Here is a 19,541-nt window from a genome sequence, read left to right as displayed (position 1 = left end):
TTGCTACTATCTGATTGGTTATCGACGTGCAACAGATAGAGTATTGCTTTTACTGTGCCCCTGCACCTTGATAGGAAAATAATCTTGATTCACCAATCGGAATCCGTTGCTGCACTCAATCTCCCGCCTCTCGATATCATCTTTGGGAAGACCGCAGCGATGCAGGCGGTCCGGAACAAGTTAGAACGGGTTGCGGAGACTGACGTGCCCGTTCTCATTCAAGGGGAAAGTGGAACAGGCAAAGAGGTCTGCGTCCGCCTGCTCCATGCTCTTTCCAAGCGGGCCAGCGGATCTCTCGTCAAGGTGAGTTGTCCAGCCATACCGCATTCTCTGCTGGAGACCGAGCTGTTCGGATATGAAAAGGGTGCCTTTACCGGTGCCATGTCGACCAAACAGGGCAGAGTGGAGCAGGCGCACCTGGGAACTCTGTTCCTCGACGAGGTGGGAAGTCTCGACCTGGCCGTACAAGCCAAGTTATTGCAGGTATTGCAAGACGGAACCTTTACTCGCGTGGGTGGCCATGATCCTCGCACGATTACTACCCGGCTGGTATCCGCCGCAAACTGCGACCTCCGTAATCAGGTGGAGGATGGGACGTTCCGACTTGATTTTCTCTTTAGAATCAACGCGGTAACTATTAATCTTCCGCCGCTGAGGCAGCGAATCGCGGATCTTCCAATTCTGATCGATTATTTTATTGACCACTATGCAAAAGTTTTCCACCATGCACCGGAGTTACTCTCCAAGAGCGCTGTACGGTTGATGCAGAACTACCATTGGCCGGGCAACATCCGGCAGTTGGAGAACCTGATCCGGAGCTACGTCCTTATAGGTAGCGAAGATGCACTGGTTGCAGAGTTGATGCCGGAGACGCCGCGGAGTGGCATTACGACGGAAATTGATCTGAGCGAACCGGTGTCCCTGAAGGACATTACGAAAAAAGCTACACAGGATCTCGAGCGCCAGATCATTTTGAAAGTGCTGCAGGAGAATAGCTGGAACCGGCAAAAGACGGCTAAGTGGCTTCAAATCAGCTATCGGTCGCTGCTTTACAAGTTGAGCGAGGTAGGCATGCCTGAGGTTCCACCGCGACCGTTGCGGATTCCAGGGCTGGTCAAAAAGACATCTGAAAGAACGCTGAAACCGGCGCTATCATCGCGAGGCAGGATTTACTAAAATTTTCCATAGGACAGTCCCAGTCAACGGGGTTTTGACGATCCTGTCCTATTGCGCTCCCTGGCGACGGATAATGGTCTTAACTGTTTCGAACATGATGAGAAGATCGAGCCCGAGAGACATGTGTTTGATGTAATAAAGGTCAAACTCCAGTTTTTCGCGGCTTTGGGCGAGGGTGGCTCCGTAGCCGTAGCGAACTTGGGCCCATCCTGTGAGACCCGGACGAATCATGTGGCGCAGATCGAAGTAGGGAATCTGCTCGGAGAGCCAGGGAACGAACTCAGGCCGCTCAGGGCGAGGACCAACGAAGCCCATGTCGCCGCGCAATACATTCCAAAGCTGAGGAACCTCGTCGAGCCTTGTCTTGCGCATAAACATGCCGACTCTTGTGACTCGAGGATCGTTTTTCGTGGCCCACTTGGCGCCGGCTGCTTCGGCGTCTGTTCGCATGGTTCGAAATTTGTAGACGGAGAAGTTGCGACCGTTCATGCCCACCCGGGTCTGGCGGAAGAAGATGGGGCCGGGGGACGATAGGCGAACCATCAGAACGACAAAAGGAAAGAACGGTAGAAACAGAAGCAGCCCCAAGGCTGCCGTCAAAGTAGAGACGAGGCGACGGGCGATCTGCTGCGACGGCTTTACGCGGAAGCCTTCGCTATAGATGAAGTTGCTGGGACGAAGACCGTCGAGATATAGCTTGCCGGTCAACCGCTCCAGCAAAGCACCTGATTCTTCAATGATTACGCCGTTGAAGCGGAGCTTGAGCATCTCGCGGAGAGGCAGCGAACCGCGTCGGTCCTCTAGGGCAACAATTACACGGTCAATGTGATGCTTGCTGCCATCGACATCGCTAAGAGCCGCAGCAAATACCTGATTTTGGTCTTGCGCACTTGCGGCGAAGCCATCGCATCCAACGACCTCCATGCCTGCATCTTTGCGGGTGCGGAGGAGTTGGGCGACCATCTGGGCGCGTTCACCGTTGCCGAGGATGTAGACTCTCTCGCGGAAAGCCTCCCTGCCGATGAGCCACTCGTAAGCCCTGCGCCACGCCACCAGCGACCCGGTAAGGAATATGAGGCCCAGCAGCAGGACGGAGTGAGCTATGTCCGCGCCGGGATAGAGATAGATCACACCTGAGAGCAGGAAGGACAGGAAACCCAGGACTAGAAGGAGGCGAAAGTAGATCTCCCAGTGCTCGGAGATGCGCTGCGGCTCATACAGATCGAAGTAGTAGGAAATCAGGAGGGTAAGGATTATTAGGCTGACAATCTTAACCCAGCCGTATTCAAAATTAAGAATGAGGTAACTGTCAGGCCCGGCGATCAGCACGGTCGCCAGCAGAAAGGAACCGCCGATAATCAGCGCTTCGCACAACAGTAGAACGATGGTGCGCGTTGGATAGTAGACGTTGAATAACCGGATCATTACGTCGATTGCTCTCTCTTGAAACCTGTCAAAAAATCATGAAATACAGCGGGCGATATCAATCACCTTCCCAGATAACGAGTGAAAAGAAACGGGGGGAGCGTTCACTGCGTTCGGGAGTACAGCAAAGAATGGCGACGGCAATGTATCACTGCCTGTCCCTGCGCGGCTGTGCCCAGTGACAGGATGATGCCGTAATACAAACAATACAAGACATCTTTCGTCTCTAATTTCTAAGCATGTTCTTATTCACTCTTCGCGTCGTATCCATAATAGCTTCCGATCAAGGGAGCTTCGTGAACGGCGTTGAGCACAAAGCCGAGAATCTTCGAGGCTTTCAGCTCGCTCTGCGCACGTTGAGCGATCGGAAATTTCGTGACTCCGCCGCGGGCAACCAGAAGAACGCCATCACAGGACCGAGCGAGGTTGACAGCATCCGAAACGGGGAGGACGGGCGAAGAGTCGACGATGATCCAATCAAAATAAGGGGAGGCCTGGCGGATCAGATCGCCGAATCGCGGGCTGCCCGAGAGATCTGCTGCCTTGTCTCCACCGTTGCCTCCGGCGATAAAGGTAAGGTTGGGCAACGTGGGCTGCTGCTTTGTGGCATCCGTGACCGGCATATCCTCAGCCCGCTGCATGATCTCCACTATTCCGACCTTGCCTCCGAGATAGTCGGCCAATCCCGGTTGGGACTCGCAGCCAAGGAGCTGGTGCGTGGTGTAGCGACGCATATCACCATCGATCAAGAGCACCTTGCTGTTCTTATGGCGCGCCAGGCTAAGGGCGAGATTCACGGAGACAAAGCTCTTGCCTTCCTGTGGCATGCCGCTGCTGATCAGGATCGACTTAAGCGGGCTGACGTCGCGCAGTTCGAAGATCCGCGAGCGCAGGCTGCGGAACTGCTCAACGGCTGGTCCGCGTTGCAGGAGAGCAGGAAGCTGGGAGAACGACGGGCTCCAGGGCCGTCGGACGATCTTGCTTAGATCGAGCGTGCCGTTGGCTACGGCAGGAGCGGTGGCAACCGGAGCAACATATCTGGAGGAACGCTCCGCTGCCGGTGGTGCGGCGACGGGCGACTCATATTCCGCCTCTGCGACAGCGGTCTGCGTGAGAGGCTCCAAATCAATCTGCTGCTCGGAGGCTCGTGGCTCGTGTTGGTCCAGCTTACGCTCGGATTCTGCTTTCTGGAGTGCTTCGTAAATGCGGCTCATCGGTCTTGCCTTCCCGTGGGATCACCATTAAAAACTGTGCCGAAGCTAGGGGCCTCGTCGGATATGGAGCGCGGCGACGACATGCCTCCGCCACCCATTGCTGCGGAGGAGATAAGAAATGGCTGGGTCTCGAGTTCCAGTTCAATTGCTACGTTTTCCACGATGGCCGGAGTAATCTCGCGCATCTGCTCCACATAGCCCAAAATGAGCGAGTGCTCGCAGAGCAGGTTGATGATGCGGGGAATGCCGCGGCTGAAGCGATGGACTAGATTGAGCGCCTGATCGGAAAATATCGGCCAGGAGGCACCGGCTATGCGAAGACGCTCGGCCACATAGGAATGGGTCTGGGCGTCGGTAAGCGATTGGGTGCGGCACCAAAGCGAGACGCGCTGGCGAAGCTGACGCACGCTCGGATGACGAAGCTTCTCCTCGAGCTCGGGCTGGCCGGAGAGCACGATCTGCAGAAGCTTCTCTGACGAGGTCTCCAGGTTGGTAAGGAGGCGAATCTCCTCAAGCAACTCCCAGGAGAGGTTCTGCGCCTCATCAACGACGACGACGCAGGTTTCTTCCATGCGAAACCGCTCGATCAGCCAGCGATTGAGCTGCAAGAGCATGCCGGACTTGGTCCGGGACGCCGGAACGATGCCGAAGTCGGTAAGTACGAACTCCAGAAAGTCCAATGTTTCGAGTCGAGGGTTGAAGACGAAGGACGTACATACGCGTCGGGTACTGAAGGAACTCAGGGCACAACGCAGTAGGGTCGTCTTTCCGGTGCCTACCTCGCCAGTGAGAACAGTGAACCCCTTGCGAGCAGAGATGCCATACTCCAGGCAGGCCAGCGCCTCACGGGTGTGCGGCATCATGTAGAGGAACCGCGGGTCCGGGCTGGTCCCGAACGGGCTGCTTTGCAGTTTGTAAAAGCTTTTATACATGCTTACCCGCCTGCGTTCATCAGCGGCTTGGTATCCGCTGGGATGTCTGGTCGACGACGAAATGGCCAAATATGTTTAGAGGGCGCAGGCTGCTCGTCGCCAGCGAACCCGATGACGGCCAGGGTAGGTAGCTTAGTGAACGCCCAGATATCGCGTTCGCTGCGCACTGCGGTGTCGCGATATTCAATGAGGGCCACGATCAACAGGCCAAGCGCGATGCCTGCAGCAAAACCCACAGTCGCGAAGACCAGACGGTTCGGAGACGTCGGCGCTTCGGGAAGGTTGGGCTCGTCCATGACCTTGAAGTTCTCTCCCTGCTGACGCTTCTCGAGATCGGTTGCCATCTTCGACTGGTTCATCTTGCCGAGGAGATCATCATAGAACTGTTGCGCGGTCTGGTAATCGCGAGTGATATTTTTGAACTGCTCCTGCACAGCCGGGGTGGACTGAATCCGTCCCTGGTAGCCGCGGATCTGGACCTGAAGTTCGGCCTGATCGTGCTTTTTCTGGGTGATTGCCTGGTCCAGCGCACGAAGCTGTGCGCGAAGCTGCTGTACGCTCAGGGAATCGTGACGGCTCGGAGCAGAGGAGGCCGGGGCAGTAGATGGCTCGGGAGCTTTCGCCATCTGCGCGCGGAGTTCCTTGATCTTGCGGCGGACAGTAACTACATCAGGATAATCGTCGGTGTAGCGGGAGGTCAGATCAGCTTCCTGGCTAAGAAGCCCATCTAATTCAGCTTGTTGGGTCTGCGGAGCTACGGTCCCTCCAGCGGACGTGGAACCCTGGGCACTCTGCTGGGCAAGCATCGCCTCTTCGTAGCTCTTATCCTGCTCAAGCCGCGCCAGCGCCTGCGTTGCAGCGTCCAACTGGGTGTTCAAACTGTTCAACATATTCAAGTTGGCGCCCTGTTCGTCGGGAAGCCTTCCGGAGTTCTGTTCCTGGAAGCGGGCTAGTTTGGCATCCTGATCGTCGAGATTGCGCTTCGCATCGGCAAGCTGTGCCTGCAGGAAGGCAGTGGTCCCCTCGGCGGAGGCGGTGCGGTCGCTGATGCTTTCGTTGACGAAGAGCGAAGTGATTTCGCCGCAGACGAGCTGGGCGGTGCGCGCCTCGCTGGCCTGGTAAGAGATGAAGAAGCCCGGCAAGCCGCCCGCTCCGGGGATCGTCGATTGGATCGGCTTGATCTCGATGTTCTTTCGAACCGCATCAATGCGGTCGTCCATGGACATCTTGGTGGTCCCATAAAGATTGAAGCGCTCAATGATGGGCTCCAGACGGGAGCGGCTCAGGATCTGCTCCTTCATCGTGGCGAGTCGAGCGCTCAGGTCTTCGGTAACAACCGGCTTAACGTAACTGTCGGGAACCTTCTGCTGCTCGACAAGAACAAGCGTTTGCGAGACGTAGCGGGGTTGCACGAAATGGCTGATTCCGTAAGCGACGATCGGCAAAATGAGCGTCGGAATGGCGATGATCCACCATCTCCGTTTGAGAATGGTGGCGTAGTCTTCGAGATTCAGTACGCGATGGCCAAGCATGATGACTCCTTAAAACTGACCGAGGCGAGTAGAGCGGGGAGAGTAGGTGATCCCGATTCCAAACGTCTGAATAAGACCGCTGAAGGCATTTTGCGAGGCCAGCGAGCTGTCGATAGATTGATGTTGAAGGTTATAGCTGGCGAAGCCGGAAAACGAATTGCCTAGTCTGCGCGAAACCTGGACGCCACCGTAGGCGGTATTGCCCGAGCCTCCCGCGTAGGGAAGCGCGAGCCCGAGGCCAGGAGCGGCTACAAGTGCCGACGGCTGCAACAAGCCCGAAGTGCGAGTGTAGTCTGCGGTGAGAGAGGCCATCCAGTCGCGGCCATATGATCTGGCCACCGATCCAGTGAAGGTGTCGGACAATGCGCCTGGCTGGACGCCGGAGCCTCCGTTGACTCCTCGTACATAACTGAAGCCTGCATTTGTAAATTGTTTACTGTAGACGAGGCTGGCGTCGGTCGCCACAGTTACCCGGGAAGGGATCAAAGCGCTATTCGAGCTGGATATCCACTGGGGACCAGCGGAGACGGTCACATTGAGCGTCCGGCTTAATACGCGTTGGAATACCCCGTTGATACCGCGCGTTTGGACTGTGAGATTGATGCCTGATCCGTAGCTGAACGTGGAATAACTCACATTACCGCTGACCGTATCCCGTGCGTCAATCCGGTGGTTAAGACCAACCTCTCCCAAGTATTGCGTGTTATCCAGGCCGCCCTGGTCAGGGAAGCGAAGAATCGTCCACGACCCATTGCCGCTGATCGAGGTCAGGCTGGTGAGTCGACGTTCGACGCTGCCGGTGAGCCCGTTGCTGATACTGGTGGAATTATTTGTCAGAATGCCGCCAGCAGGGCCGGTCGATGGTCCCTGGAGGGGTTGCGAGCCGAGATCGCCTAAACCGGGAATACCGGAGAGCCCGGTGGTCGGCGATTCAGGCAGATAGCTGACCGAATCGGAGACATCGAAGAGCCAATTCCCCGTCACCAGGCCTTGAGAGACGGCGAAGTTCTGAAAAGTCGTCGCACTGCGTCCATACTGGTTTCCTAAAAGAACACCACCGGCATAGACCATGCTGAATGGCCGAGCTTCACTTTTGGAACTGTAAGAAGCATCGCCGGAGAGACTAGTCGAGTACCCGGTACCCGAGCCGCTATATCCGGTCTCCACTTGCTCCGCGCCGCTTAAGGCGTAATGGAAGAGCCCGTCGATCGCTGGAAGACCTGGGCCGACGGTGGGCGACATGGAACCGGCAGGCGCGGCCTGAGCGGAGGCCGCTGTGGCAGTGACCGCGGCGAAGGCCAGGACGGCAAGACAAATCTTCATAGATCGGGCTATGGGTAAACTTCTCATGGGTTCGTTGCTCATGGGACCACAATCGTGTCGCCAGGTTCGAGAGAAACGTCCTGTTTATCGTCGCCTTTCAGCGCCTTTTTATAGTTGAATGGAATTTTCTTCTGGGCAGCTCCTGTGCCGCGCAGAATGTAGATACTTTTGGCGTGCGCAAAGGGACTTAAACCACCTGCAGCGGCAATTGCCTGCAAAGGAGTCATTCCTGCCGTCATGGAGACTGCGCCAACATGTCCCACTTCTCCGATGATGAAGATACGCTGGCTGTTGACCGCAAGCACAACAACCGAAACGCTGGGATCCTGGATGTACTTCTTGAGTCGCTGTGCGATGTCGGCGGCAAGTTGCATGGGTGTCATTCCCGCAGCAGGGAGGTCGCCCAGCAAAACGAGCGAGATTCTGCCGTCGGGCCGGACCGGAACCGTACCCGAAAGGGTGGGTTCCTTCCAGACGGTGATCTGGAGCGTGTCCTCAGCGCCGATCACATAATGCGCTGTATCCGACTTGTCCGCTTTAGCGATTGCCTGCGATGCGTCAGCAACAGATGGTGCGGAGCTCTGAGCGGCTGCAGGCCCAGAGGCTTCCGCCTGCTGTGCAACTCCGGCAGTGGGAACCGCAAACAACATCGCGATGAACATGACTAGAGACCACTTCATTGGATAACTTCCCCTCTTCAGGCCGGAAACGGGCTTATTCCATTCTGCCTCATCTGCTTCCTTTTTCAGCGTTTTTGTCTCGATTATCCGGTAGCGGCCCGATAAGGGATACCGTGCAAGCGGCGTAGAATCGATGGCTTTTCCAGAAGTTGACCCGGCCCAGCAATGAACCGTGGTGCGAGAATGGCTGTTGTTGCTAGCCGCCCGGCATGCGAACTGTCTGCTTTTTTTCGTGAAGCCTACAATCATGGGAATCCTTTGGTAAGTACCCTTGTTCAGATGCACGAAGGATGCCAAACAGGAGGATTGGAGCAAGTTCGGCCAAAAAGCTGCAATATTTTGCTTGTTCCGTCGATAGGCGGCATATCGCTCAATTTATTTATGGTCGATAATCCAAAAAGGAGGAGAATCACAAGATACATCCATCATACGTGCATGCAAATCAGCGACAGCTATAGGAACTTTTTTTCCATAACGTGACCGGTTACCTTCCACTTTGGAGACGATAGACGTCCATTTCAGAAAAGATAGGACCGCATCGCAACGGCATGTAAATTGCATACAGGAGATCTGTGAAGTATAACGTCCTACGAATGACAGGCAGCGCCCAAGCCGAATCTCACTCCCCTGAGCTGCTTGCAAACCGGCAGGACAGTGGGTCTGTCCGCTTAGAGAGCGCTGGCGAACCCCGCAGATACGGTTGGCTGCCGTACGCGATCATCTCTGCCCTGCTGGTTGTGATCTATTACCGCATTGCAGGCAAACTGATCTACGACTGGTATACGATCCCGGACTATTCTCATGGGTTCCTGGTGCCGCTTTTTGCCGGATACCTTATATGGGACAAGAGAGAGAGCCTCAGTGCCACTCCTGTTCGGCCGACGTGGAGTGGAGTATCCCTCATCGTCTTTGCAATCATTCTCCTGATCCTCGGAGTCTACGGGGTTGAGCTCTTTACCACCCGTATGTCCTTCATCTTTCTGATGGGGGGCTTGATATGGACGTTCTTTGGTGGGAAGATGCTGCGCGAACTGCGGTTTCCCCTGCTCGTCCTGATCCTTGCCATTCCTATTCCCGCCATCATCTTCAACCACATAACGTTTCCCCTGCAGCTCCTGGCGTCGCGGATCGCCAGCGACATTCTGCCAATGCTCGGCGTTCCGGTGCTCCAGGAAGGCAATGTCATCCAACTACCGGTGATGAAGCTAGAGGTCGCTGAGGCCTGCAGCGGTATCCGCTCGTTGATGAGCCTGTTTGCACTGGCAATTTTCTATGGATATTTCCTTGAACGCACTACATCGCGCCGGACCATTCTGGCTCTTGCCAGTATCCCCATCGCGGTCGCAGCCAATGTTGTCCGCATCGTCGGCACTGGCCTGTGTGTGCAATATTGGGACCCGGACAAGGCACTTGGGTTCTTTCACGAGTTTTCCGGCTGGGTGATGTTTGTCATCTCTCTCTGCTGCCTTTACCTCGTTCATCGGGTGATGGAGCTTATTTTGCCGGCGACTGGAAAAAAAGCATGAAATCTCCCCGATTTTGGACAGTTGTTCTTCTGCTTGTCGTAACCGCATTGATCCTGCATAGCCGCGGCGATACCGATCGCGTCCCCGCCAGCGAACCGTTGAGCCGAATGCCGGAGACGATCGGCCAGTGGACCGGGCAAGATCTGCCCATTGGTGACGACGTGCTCGCGGTGCTGGGCAAGGGGGACTTTCTCAATCGGGTTTATACCAGTTCGCAACCCATGAACGTAAGCCAGACATCGGATCCGGTGGACGCCAACCTGCCGATCGGACTCTTTATCGGCTACTTCCCGACACAACGCACCGGCCAGTCCATTCACTCGCCGCAGAATTGCCTGCCGGGAGCGGGTTGGACATTTGATTCCCATCGCTACACCACGATCACGGACGCTACTGGCAAGAGCTTCAGGGTGGGGGAATACCAGATAAGCAATGGAGAGACGAGACAGTTCGTTATCTACTGGTACCAGGCACATGGGCGAAGCATCCCAAATGAATATGTAGCGAGGGCTTATATGGTCGCCGACGCTATCCGCATGGATCGTACCGATGGCGCCCTGGTACGCGTCATCACCCAGATTTCACCAACAGAGACCGTAGCGGATGCACGCGGGCGCGCCGTTCGCTTTACCGGCCTGCTGGCGCCCATGCTGCCCCGGTTTATACCGAACTAGAGGCAGTGGAACAAAGATTGCTTGATACAGGATGTGTGTTTCATGCCACCAATGGCATAGATAACACACTACGAGTCAAAAGTTTGTTTTGAAGAAGGATCGAGGAAGCGTAATGAAGACATCACTCACTCCGGCGGCATATCGGGTTTTGGTAGTTCTGGGTCTGGCTCTCACATTAGGTCTCAATATGGGCTGCAAACGCGATCCCAACAAGTTGAAACACCGCTATCTGGATAGTGGAAAGCGCTATGAAGACCAGGGAAAACTGAAGGAAGCTTCGATCCAATTCTCGAACGCGCTAAAGGTGGACCACAACTTTGGGGAGGCGCACTACGAACTATCCAAGGTCTACCTGAAGCAAGGCGCCATGATGCAGGGATACACGGAACTGCTGCGAACGGTGGATCTGCAGCCCAACAATCTACAGGCGCGCATCGACTTGGGCAACCTGCTGCTGGCGGGCCATCAGATGGACAAGGCCGTCGACCAGGCAAACGCTGTCCTCGCAATACAAAACAATAATGCCGATGCATACGCTTTACTCTCCGCCGTGGCGGCGACGAAGGGAGACCGCGCCGAGGCGCTTAAGCAAATCAATCAAGCCCTGGCCATCGACCCGAACCGCGCGGCCTTCCACGCCTCGCTTGGATTGCTGGAAGCCTCCGATCCGGCAACCGGTAGCTCCGCCGAAGAGCAACTTCGCAAGGCCGTATCGCTTGACGGCAAGAACGTAAATGCACATCTCGTGCTGGCAGCGTTACTCGAAAAGAAGAATGACCTGCAGGGAGCGGAGGATCAGCTGAAGAATGCCATCACCGCCGATCCAAAGAACATCATCGCGCGCGCCAGTCTGGCCAACTTCTATATCCGCCGCAACGATACCGCGAAGGTAGAAGATACCCTTCACCAGGCGACCGACGAGCTCAACGACAACAGTACCGGCGCCGATCTGCTGGCTTCGTACTATATACGCACCAACCAGTACGACAAGGGCGCCGCAGCCTATGCCGATCTGGTTTCGAAGCATCCGAAGAGTGCTCCCCTGAAGCTCGCCTATGCACAAATTTTGCTGGCGAAACACGACATTGCGAAGGTGCGGCAGATTTCAGATGAACTCAGCAAAACGGACAGCAATCTTCCGGAAGTCGCTGTATTGAAGAGCATGGTCCTGCTCGACGATGGCAAGACGGACGAGGCATTCGGAGTGCTGCAAAAGGCTGCAAAGGCCAATCCGGAGAACCTGCAGGTCAAGCTTTGGCTGGGCCGTGCTGCCCTGGCCAAGGGAGACACCAATGTTGCCCAAGAGAGCTTCCGGGATGCTTCGCGTATCAATCCGAGGAACCTGGAGGCGCAGAGCGGCTTGGCACAGGTTTCCATGCAGCTTCACGATTACACCACGTTGGCACAGGTAGCAGAGGCAGCCATCGCCATCGCTCCCCAGTCGGCAATTCCCTACCTGTGGCGTGGGATGGCCGAGGCGAGCCAGAAGCTATGGGACAAGGCGGAGGCCGACTTCAAGCAGGCCATCAAAATCGATCCCAAGAATCCCAGCGCTTATCTGGAGATGGCTCAGCTTCGCCTGGTCCAGAAGAAGATTCCTGAGGCGCAGAGTCTGCTGGAAGAGTCGCTTCAGTACAACCCGAACTCTTCACGCGCCTTGAGTCTGCTGGTTTCTACCGATTTGTTTGAAAAGCAGCCGGCAAAAGCGCTGAGCCGGGTACAGGAGCAGATTGCCAAGGCTCCACAAAACAGCGAGATGTATGACCTGCTTGCAAGCCTCCAGATGCAGACGGGCGACGCCCACGGCTCGCTCACATCGGCCCAGAAGGCAATGCAGATCAACCCGAAAGACCAGGCAGCTGTGATGGCCTACGCCCGTGCGCAGGTTGGCGTCGGCGACACGGCACATGCAATTGCTACGTGGCAACAGTGGACGAAAGACCACCCCAACGATGCCCAGGCTTTCACCATATTGGGCACCCTGCAGGAAGCACAGGGAGATCGTGATGGCGCCAGCGCCTCTTATAAAAAGGCACTCTCGATTGAGCCTGATCAGGCTGTCGCCTCAAACAACCTGGCCTACCTGATGACGGAGACAGGAGGCAACCTTGATGTGGCCTTGTCGCTGGCACAGACTGCACGCCGCGAATTGCCGAATTCAGCCGATACGGCCGACACATTGGCATGGGTCAATTACCAGAAAGGAAATTACGATTCGGCACGGGATCTATTGGAAGATACGCTGAAGACTTTTCCGGACAACGCCTCAGTCCAATATCACCTGGGCATGATCTACAGCAAACTCTCCGATAAAGCCAACGCTTCGCTGCATCTGAAGAAGGCCGCCGCCCTCGCTCCGAATACTCAGACGGCAAAGGATGCAGAAAAAGAACTGAGCCTTATCGGTTGATAAGGCTCAGCCATGGTCAGGAAGATGTTTTACGCGGGGCAACTCAGCGGAAGCGAAAGACAAATCCAGTGCTGACGCTCAGCAACCGGGAAGCAGGAAAGTTGCTGCTGCTACCGCCGATCGTGGAACTGCTGGCGGTCACAAGAGAGTTGAAACCTACTTCGAAGATGCGGAAATCTACATGACGATTGAGTGAGTAATCGGCGCCCCCGAAAATCCCATACTGGGCCCTGTTAACTCGTACGATGCTAGTGGGGGGACGGGTGGTGCCGACGCCGACCGAGGCCTGAAGATAAGGCTTGAGCGGACGGCTAAATGGTTTGGCAGCGACACGGATTCCGACAAGGAAGCTGTTAAGCGACGCGCTATTGCCGTGCACTATGGAATCACGGATATCCACGCCAACCTCGGTTTTGCCCTGCTGATAGAAGTTATAGTAGCCTCCCATATCCACGCCGTAGAACATTCTGGAGGTGGCGTTTTCGCCGAGAAAAGCGAAAGGGCCCGTATCGGCCTGCGCATTGCTCACGTGGGTTGCGATGGGGTTGAGATAGAGGCCAAACTGAGCTTGGGCCGCAACGGTCGTCAAAGATAAACCGACGACTAAAGCAAATAACCGGAATTTCATGAATAAGTACCCTCAAAGCAAACGTACTCTATGAGTCTACCGAAACATTGTCATGAAGCGTGCTGGCTTGGCAGGCGCAGGTCGTATCGGGGTTCGCCGAAACGACCTGCGCGGTTACATGAGCCCCGGATCACGCCCTCAGATCACCGCCTAATTTGAGGGGCCACAATTCCTGGTTGATCTCTGTTTCAATCAATGACAATTTGATGTGTTGTACTGACCGCTTCCTGAAGTCTGATTGATGAGAGCTGCTGTCTCCGCAACCGTATCGGTTGCGCCAACGTTCGGAGTGGATAAACGAGGGACAGCATAGCCAAGATTGGGGAGATAGGCGAATCTCGTCGGCATCTCGCAGACCGCCGATGGCACTGACTGGGTCACAGCAATCTGGTTAGCGAGAGCCCACGAGTTCTGGTCGAAGGGAATAGAACCAGTAGTTGCTATGTCACTCGTATCGAAGCCGGTCACGTGCAGATCCAGAAGCTGACTATTTTGGTATGCGTCAGTCGTTGAAGTGTTATTCCAGCCAGAGCCTGCACCTCCGGTCATTAAATCGCTTCCCCAGTTTGACGGCAGCGTATTTCCGCCACCCATTCCGATGAACGCGGAGTAGTTGTTCCACTCGAAATCTGGGTTAGTCGTACTGTCCATCCAAATAATGTTGTTATAGGCCTGAACGGTCGGAAACTCAGCCTGGGGATAGTAGGTGCTATTTCCTCCAGTCGTGTCGAACAGGGTCCACAAGTTAGCGGAGCAGTTAGAGCATCCCTTTTCGTAAAACGTATTGTTATACCAGTAAAGAGAGCCCTTTCGCGCGAGTTCCCCTCCGCTTGTGTCCATCGAGAAGTGGATTGGGGCTGCAGATGTACTGTTTTCATAGATGTTTCCATAGACGTAATGCGAGTTCCACGCTTCTTGCTCTGCGGCAATCTGGTTGGCGGGATAGCTGTCATTACGATACAAAGCATGGAAAGAGTTAGCTCCTCCACTCAGAAATCCCGCAAAGGACATGTAAGCAGGCGCATCCTTTACGTCGACGAGATCCATCTCACGTTGTGCTCCATCGCCTAGATAGTTATAACGAAAGATATCCTGAAGACCGCGGGATTTGATGTTCGCGCCCAGCGCTCCCTTCGTATAGTTATCGATGCGGTTCAACTGGACAATATTTCCCCACGACTGCAAATACATTTGATGATCGAGATTTGAGCCGCTAATTCCGCTGTTATGGATGTGATTGCCTTCCCACAGTATGTTCAGATCGGATGACCCCCAACCGCCATTGCTGTTGAAGTCACTCAACACACCATTGCCGCAGTTTCCAATATCATTTCCCACAAAAGCAGCGTTCTGCACTTCGCGGATATGAATACATGCCGCGGAATTCTGCCACTTTTGCTTTGATCCGTAGCTGTAGCCGGGCTTTGCGTTGCGAAATTGGATGCCCTCTATGACTACGTATTGCGCAGCGACGAATTTTGGCCAGTACGCAAAAGAGTTGGAGTTATGAATCGTCAAAAGCCCATAACCAGTTGGGTCATTGCTCGTACCCGGCTGCCCTGTTGCGTTCGCCCCATCGATGATGGGTAGATCTCCTATAGCATCTGGAACACCACACATACGGAATGGCTGCGCTGCCGTGGCTGGCTGAGATATTTCTAGATACTCGTGGTACACGGTCGGGTGCAAACCGGTCGTATCTTCGTTATGCAACCGCACTGTCGATCCAGGGGCCATTGTTGAAAACGGCACGGAGGCGATGGTTTTGAATGCCTGCGAGGGGCCGACTTCATATACGGTACCCAGCATTGATGGATCTACGGTGCAATCTACTGGCTCGGTTTGATTAGGAGTGACGCGATACGGTATTTCATGACCAGTCACATACATGATCGCGGTCGCACTTACTCCAGTGTTTGCTACGCTTGTCGCCGTAAGTTGATAGCGTCCTGGAACAGTCCCTGTAAAGAGAGTATCGCGAGAAGTTGAATCGGTGAGTTTACCGTCTCCCCCGCTGGGCTGCGACGTAATTGCCCAGTGAACGTTTTGGTTCGTGGAACCGAGCACGAGACTCTGCACGTCGGCCGGCTGGTTCGAATAGAGTGCACGATAGAACGGAACAACGGAAACTTCTACGGCAGGCTTGCATACATTGAAAGTAGCTGATGTCGTCTTAGTTTTGTCATCCGCTGAAGCAGCTTCAATGGTGAACTCGGTCGCGGACTTAACGCCATAACTGGCGCTGGTTCCCGTATAGGAACAGGAAGATCCTGCCGTCGGAGCGGTTACATCGATCCATGACCCAGACGTTGAAGAGATCTGCGCTGAACCCGATTTGACCGACCAGACGACTTGGTTCGTTGTTCCATTCGTAACTGTAGCAAAGATACGACGAGTTGAACCCGGAATAACATTGAATCCATAGGTGGGTTGGCCGATTTGGATTGAGAGGTCTGCGGGCGTGGCAGTTACTGGGGGAGGTGTCGTTGTTATGGGTGGAGGAGTGGTTGTTACAGGAGGAGGAGTGGTTGTTACAGGAGGAGGTGTCGTCGTTATAGGAGGAGGTGTCGTTGACGAATTAACTGTTAAGGCTACCGCACTCGATACCGCAGCGGCATAACTCGTATCTCCAGAGTATGAGGCGGTCACAGCATACGTGCCTGCTGCAAGCGACGAGAGTGAGAGAGTGGCTACACCGGAGGTATCGAGGGTAGCAGTTCCAAGAGGAGATGATCCGTTCAAAAATGAAATGGTACCAGTGGGAACTACACCATCAACCGCAGTCGTTGTCGCGGTCATCACAACTACCTGGCTCACATTTATGGTGTTGGGGTTGACGGCTAACGCTACCTGTGACGCATTCGGTGCGGGCCCATTTGTTCCATCGCTTGCATCTACAGCACCAATGGATGGGGGGTGTGAACGGGGAAGGCCGAAAATATCGGTGAGTAAACCAGGAATAGTCAGTCCCTTACCGACCAGCGGACTGGACGTTGACGGCGTGAAGTCGAAATTATCCAGTTGCGAATCTGCCGATATGGGCGAGCTGGGCTGTCCTGTAAATGAGGGGCTTGCAGTATTGCAGGTCTCGCCAATCTGCAACGGAAGTGGGCACCATTCAGGACGAATTCCGTAGTAGAGATTATGATCTCGAACCGACCATCCATAGTTTGCCGGATATACCTGTCCATGCCCAGTTTCCGTGTAAAACAGCCCTGGCGCAATTCCTTGATTGTAAGCAGGGTTTGTGTAGCCTAGTACGACATTATCCTGGAACACGGAGCTAGCTCCAGAGCAAAAGTCCCACGCATCCTCGCAAATAAGGTCGAATGGAGTTGCGTTATATCCGATGAAGGTATTGCTCTGAACTGTATATGATCCGAGATCCGTGAAGTGAAATACCAATCCATCGCCTGCCGCTCGACAGAGATTTACTCCGGGGACGATCGCACTTGCCGGCTCATCACCAAACACAGAGCCTATACGGGCACAATTTACTATGGAGAGGTTGTTTCTGAACACGACTGTATCGGCGGAACCGATCTTATAGGATTGCCCATCGTTCGCTATGCTTTGTGAGTTTGTAACGCTAAGCGTTTGCATTCCTGAATGAAGAAGGTCCAGGCCATCCTGGAAATTTGCAAACCATAGATCGTGGTCAAAACTCCAGGCGCCTACCGTGCTGCCAGTACCTAATCCGTCACCATAAGCGCCCGTGTTTTGGTCGCGGCACTCGATGTAAGGATAGTTATGAACTACCGGATATTCTTCTACGCATCCTACAAATTCGGTGGTCGAATAGTTCATCGTCAGGCCACCAGCTACTGATATGTTCGACGACCCCCAAGGGGCATCATCCATATCAATCCCTCCAAAAGGAACACCCTTGATATGGACGTGGTCCAGAACAACGCCAACACCGGTCGCGCCTATCCATGCCTCCTGGGCGACGCCATGAATAAAGATATCGCTAAAATTTACTTGACTGGCTAAGGCGGTGGAGCTGATTCCGTACTTTCCCCAGTTGCTACCGTCGTTGTTGCAGGCATTGTTGAAAACGCCGTCGACAGCGCACTGTGCTTTATCTGTTATTTCAAAACAAGCGACATCTACAAATTGAGAATCAGCCACATTGATTCCCGCAAACCCAGCATACGATACGTTCAGCTGCGTTTTCGCCGAATCGGAATGGCAATTAGCGTAGTTAGCTCCGAGAATTTTCGTATGGTTGCCTGCTGTTCCAGAAGGAATCGGAGGCATCGTGCAATTTGGGTCACCATTACAGTTGATAGGCGTGAAGGACGGTCCCGGGTTTGTGTTCTGGTATGGGCTGGCCGCGTCGAGGTTCATGTTGTACCCAACTCCAGCGGCAGTGGGCGCCACAATAACGGTGTCCCCTCCAGATATGACCCATTGCTCCTGATAGGGGTTCACACCATCCGCCCAGAGGTCGCGCAGATTGTCGACTGCGCAATGATGTGCCTTAGCTCCTATTGCTGGTAGATTTGACTGTCCATCGCACAACCCGGCAGGACTGGTGGAGGCGTTATAAATAGAGCCGCCATCCGGCCGCACATACCAAGTTTGATTTCCCGTTCCACCGGTAACTACATTCAGCGTAATAATATTTCCTGGCGCCTGCCAGCCATTCATCGAACTGTCGCCGAAGACTCCATTCCCTTCTCTTCCGCAAGTGATTGTCACGATCCCTGCAGCCAGAGCCGTCACCTGCCCGTGCCGGTCGACCGTGGCTTTTGTCGGATCCGAGCTTGACCAGTTACATGAATTCTGAAAGGGCTCCCCTGTGACACTGGTATCCGTACGGTTGACTTCAACACCCGAACCAATGGTAACCGTGGACCCGATCACAACATTAAGGGTGGAGTAATTACGATAGTCCGGTGTTGGATATTGATACCAGGTATCGCCGATATGCTGTCCATAGACAGTCGCACGATCGTTCAACGTGCCCGCGGTGACGATCACATAACCATAGTCGTACACGCCTGCGGCCGGACCAGTAACCCAGGTCGCAAGACCAGTATTGCTAACCGTGAGTGCTGAGGTTCTGCTTGTACTCCATGTGACGCCGCCTGCCGCACTGCAGTCATCTGTCGAATCATCAGCGTATGTGCAGGTCGCGGAAAACTGGAAGCTACTACCAGTCTGCAATGTTGCGGCTTGATAGTTCAGCGCAAGACCTGTGATTTTTTTCGCATAAGCAAGGGGTGTCAAAAATAGGAGGATAAAAAGAAGAAAATTTTTCATGCTGCTCTCTCTCCGAGTCCGTGTTTACTCTGAACGTAAACGTTACGTCACGGTTATGGTTATGTGTTGCTGAGCTGAGTGGAGCTGTAACTAACGTAATAGCTACACGCCACATTGCGTATTACCAAAGGGTCGCTGTCCGTATACAACTTCCGGGCTATCGCTAACGAGAACTCATGGTCAAACTGAAACACTAATGGAGATGAGACCGATAGCGCAGATCCGGATCACAAGGAGCCGCTATAGCCGAGGTAAAGATGAATCCAGGCTTGAAGTGAAGAAATAGTCCTAATTATTTGGCCCGACTGGTTGAATAGATCGATGAACAGAACCCTAAACGTTAGAACCAGCAGATAAATAATCGGCCACTTGAATTGTGGCTAAACCAGAGAAGAAGACGGCACGTCCCGCATAAGCAGAAGGTCGAAAACAGCTTCTATTGGTGAGCTATTTTTCTTATATCATGTCTGGGTGAAAATAATGAGGCGTCTTAACACTCTGCACCAAGCTACGAAAGAACAGCCCTGTTTGCTATCGCAACGTTTTACCACAAAGTGATTTGATGGACGCAAATTATTTAAATTACCTTGGTTTTTTGGAGTGGTATCGCAATGACCGTGACCTGCTTCGGGAAATGTCTCGCAAATCGGAGCTGGAGTCCTCGGAAATCGAACGGGAGGACGGGTGTGAAGAAGAGCCGATACTTTCCTGCTTACCGAATAAGTTGACGTGGAATTTAGAGATCGGGCGTGG

Annotated in this window: 12 protein-coding genes; 4 read left to right on the top strand and 8 right to left on the bottom strand. The window is 54.2% G+C overall.

Annotated features, from left to right (window positions below; all coding sequences use genetic code 11):
- Nucleotides 1-84 precede the first annotated feature (84 nt).
- Complete coding sequence (locus P4G45_RS01265) at nucleotides 85-1,176, top strand: sigma-54 dependent transcriptional regulator (protein WP_348267887.1); 1,092 nt, start codon at nucleotides 85-87, stop codon at nucleotides 1,174-1,176.
- 48 nt (nucleotides 1,177-1,224) lie between these two features.
- On the opposite strand, the gene P4G45_RS01260 is transcribed toward P4G45_RS01265, so the two are convergent.
- The 6 genes from P4G45_RS01260 to P4G45_RS01235 all read right to left on the bottom strand — a co-directional run bounded on the left by P4G45_RS01260 (nucleotide 1,225) and on the right by P4G45_RS01235 (nucleotide 8,531).
- Nucleotides 1,225-2,601, bottom strand: coding sequence for a TIGR03013 family XrtA/PEP-CTERM system glycosyltransferase (locus P4G45_RS01260; protein WP_348267886.1), 1,377 nt, complete (start codon nucleotides 2,599-2,601; stop codon nucleotides 1,225-1,227).
- A 245-nt stretch (nucleotides 2,602-2,846) separates the two neighbouring features.
- Nucleotides 2,847-3,815 carry a CpsD/CapB family tyrosine-protein kinase gene (locus P4G45_RS01255; protein ID WP_348267885.1) on the bottom strand — a complete coding sequence of 323 codons (969 nt, stop codon included), beginning with the start codon at nucleotides 3,813-3,815 and terminating at the stop codon, nucleotides 2,847-2,849.
- Entirely contained in the window at nucleotides 3,812-4,747 is a 936-nt protein-coding gene (locus P4G45_RS01250; RefSeq protein WP_348267884.1) for an AAA family ATPase, read from the bottom strand. The genes P4G45_RS01255 and P4G45_RS01250 overlap by 4 nt, the downstream gene beginning before the upstream one ends.
- Before the next feature lie 2 nt (nucleotides 4,748-4,749).
- Nucleotides 4,750-6,279: a Wzz/FepE/Etk N-terminal domain-containing protein gene (locus P4G45_RS01245; protein WP_348267883.1), complete on the bottom strand. Its 1,530-nt coding sequence runs from the start codon at nucleotides 6,277-6,279 to the stop codon at nucleotides 4,750-4,752.
- A 9-nt stretch (nucleotides 6,280-6,288) separates the two neighbouring features.
- Nucleotides 6,289-7,602: a hypothetical protein gene (locus P4G45_RS01240; protein WP_348267882.1), complete on the bottom strand. Its 1,314-nt coding sequence runs from the start codon at nucleotides 7,600-7,602 to the stop codon at nucleotides 6,289-6,291.
- A 38-nt stretch (nucleotides 7,603-7,640) separates the two neighbouring features.
- A complete protein-coding gene (locus P4G45_RS01235; RefSeq protein ID WP_348267881.1) occupies nucleotides 7,641-8,531 on the bottom strand; it encodes a polysaccharide biosynthesis/export family protein in 891 nt (296 codons plus the stop codon).
- Between the two features lie 323 nt (nucleotides 8,532-8,854).
- On the opposite strand from P4G45_RS01235, the gene P4G45_RS01230 reads away from it, so the two are divergent.
- The 3 genes from P4G45_RS01230 (at nucleotide 8,855) to P4G45_RS01220 (ending at nucleotide 12,892) form a co-directional block, all read left to right on the top strand.
- Nucleotides 8,855-9,808 carry an exosortase/archaeosortase family protein gene (locus P4G45_RS01230; RefSeq protein WP_348267880.1) on the top strand — a complete coding sequence of 318 codons (954 nt, stop codon included), beginning with the start codon at nucleotides 8,855-8,857 and terminating at the stop codon, nucleotides 9,806-9,808.
- Nucleotides 9,805-10,482: an exosortase C-terminal domain/associated protein EpsI gene (locus P4G45_RS01225; RefSeq protein ID WP_348267879.1), complete on the top strand. Its 678-nt coding sequence runs from the start codon at nucleotides 9,805-9,807 to the stop codon at nucleotides 10,480-10,482. Before P4G45_RS01230 ends, P4G45_RS01225 begins: the two co-directional genes overlap by 4 nt.
- 112 nt (nucleotides 10,483-10,594) lie before the next feature.
- The gene (locus P4G45_RS01220; RefSeq protein WP_348267878.1) at nucleotides 10,595-12,892 is read left to right on the top strand and encodes a tetratricopeptide repeat protein; all 2,298 of its coding nucleotides are present in this window, start codon (nucleotides 10,595-10,597) and stop codon (nucleotides 12,890-12,892) included.
- Nucleotides 12,893-12,935: 43 nt separating this feature from the next.
- Here the strand turns inward: P4G45_RS01220 and P4G45_RS01215 are convergent, their stop codons facing one another.
- Both P4G45_RS01215 and P4G45_RS01210 read right to left on the bottom strand, forming a co-directional pair.
- Complete coding sequence (locus P4G45_RS01215; RefSeq protein ID WP_348267877.1) at nucleotides 12,936-13,520, bottom strand: hypothetical protein; 585 nt, start codon at nucleotides 13,518-13,520, stop codon at nucleotides 12,936-12,938.
- A 192-nt stretch (nucleotides 13,521-13,712) separates the two neighbouring features.
- The gene (locus P4G45_RS01210; protein WP_348267876.1) at nucleotides 13,713-18,788 is read right to left on the bottom strand and encodes an Ig-like domain repeat protein; all 5,076 of its coding nucleotides are present in this window, start codon (nucleotides 18,786-18,788) and stop codon (nucleotides 13,713-13,715) included.
- Nucleotides 18,789-19,541: the final 753 nt, after the last annotated feature.

Origin of the sequence: Edaphobacter paludis (assembly GCF_039993895.1) — a bacterium.
GTDB classification, from domain to species: Bacteria; Acidobacteriota; Terriglobia; order Terriglobales; family Acidobacteriaceae; genus Edaphobacter; species Edaphobacter paludis.
This window is presented reverse-complemented; position numbering and strand designations above follow the sequence as displayed.

Excerpts from the sequence above, each read along its gene's own strand:
- P4G45_RS01260 (WP_348267886.1), bottom strand. The coding sequence starts at position 2,601 with ATGATCCGGTTATTCAACGTCTACTATCCAACGCGCACCATCGTTCTA.
- P4G45_RS01255 (WP_348267885.1), bottom strand. The coding sequence starts at position 3,815 with ATGAGCCGCATTTACGAAGCACTCCAGAAAGCAGAATCCGAGCGTAAG.
- P4G45_RS01250 (WP_348267884.1), bottom strand. The coding sequence starts at position 4,747 with ATGTATAAAAGCTTTTACAAACTGCAAAGCAGCCCGTTCGGGACCAGC.
- P4G45_RS01245 (WP_348267883.1), bottom strand. The coding sequence starts at position 6,279 with ATGCTTGGCCATCGCGTACTGAATCTCGAAGACTACGCCACCATTCTC.
- P4G45_RS01240 (WP_348267882.1), bottom strand. The coding sequence starts at position 7,602 with ATGAAGATTTGTCTTGCCGTCCTGGCCTTCGCCGCGGTCACTGCCACA.
- P4G45_RS01235 (WP_348267881.1), bottom strand. The coding sequence starts at position 8,531 with ATGATTGTAGGCTTCACGAAAAAAAGCAGACAGTTCGCATGCCGGGCG.
- P4G45_RS01225 (WP_348267879.1), top strand. The coding sequence starts at position 9,805 with ATGAAATCTCCCCGATTTTGGACAGTTGTTCTTCTGCTTGTCGTAACC.
- P4G45_RS01220 (WP_348267878.1), top strand. The coding sequence starts at position 10,595 with ATGAAGACATCACTCACTCCGGCGGCATATCGGGTTTTGGTAGTTCTG.
- P4G45_RS01215 (WP_348267877.1), bottom strand. The coding sequence starts at position 13,520 with ATGAAATTCCGGTTATTTGCTTTAGTCGTCGGTTTATCTTTGACGACC.
- P4G45_RS01210 (WP_348267876.1), bottom strand. The coding sequence starts at position 18,788 with ATGAAAAATTTTCTTCTTTTTATCCTCCTATTTTTGACACCCCTTGCT.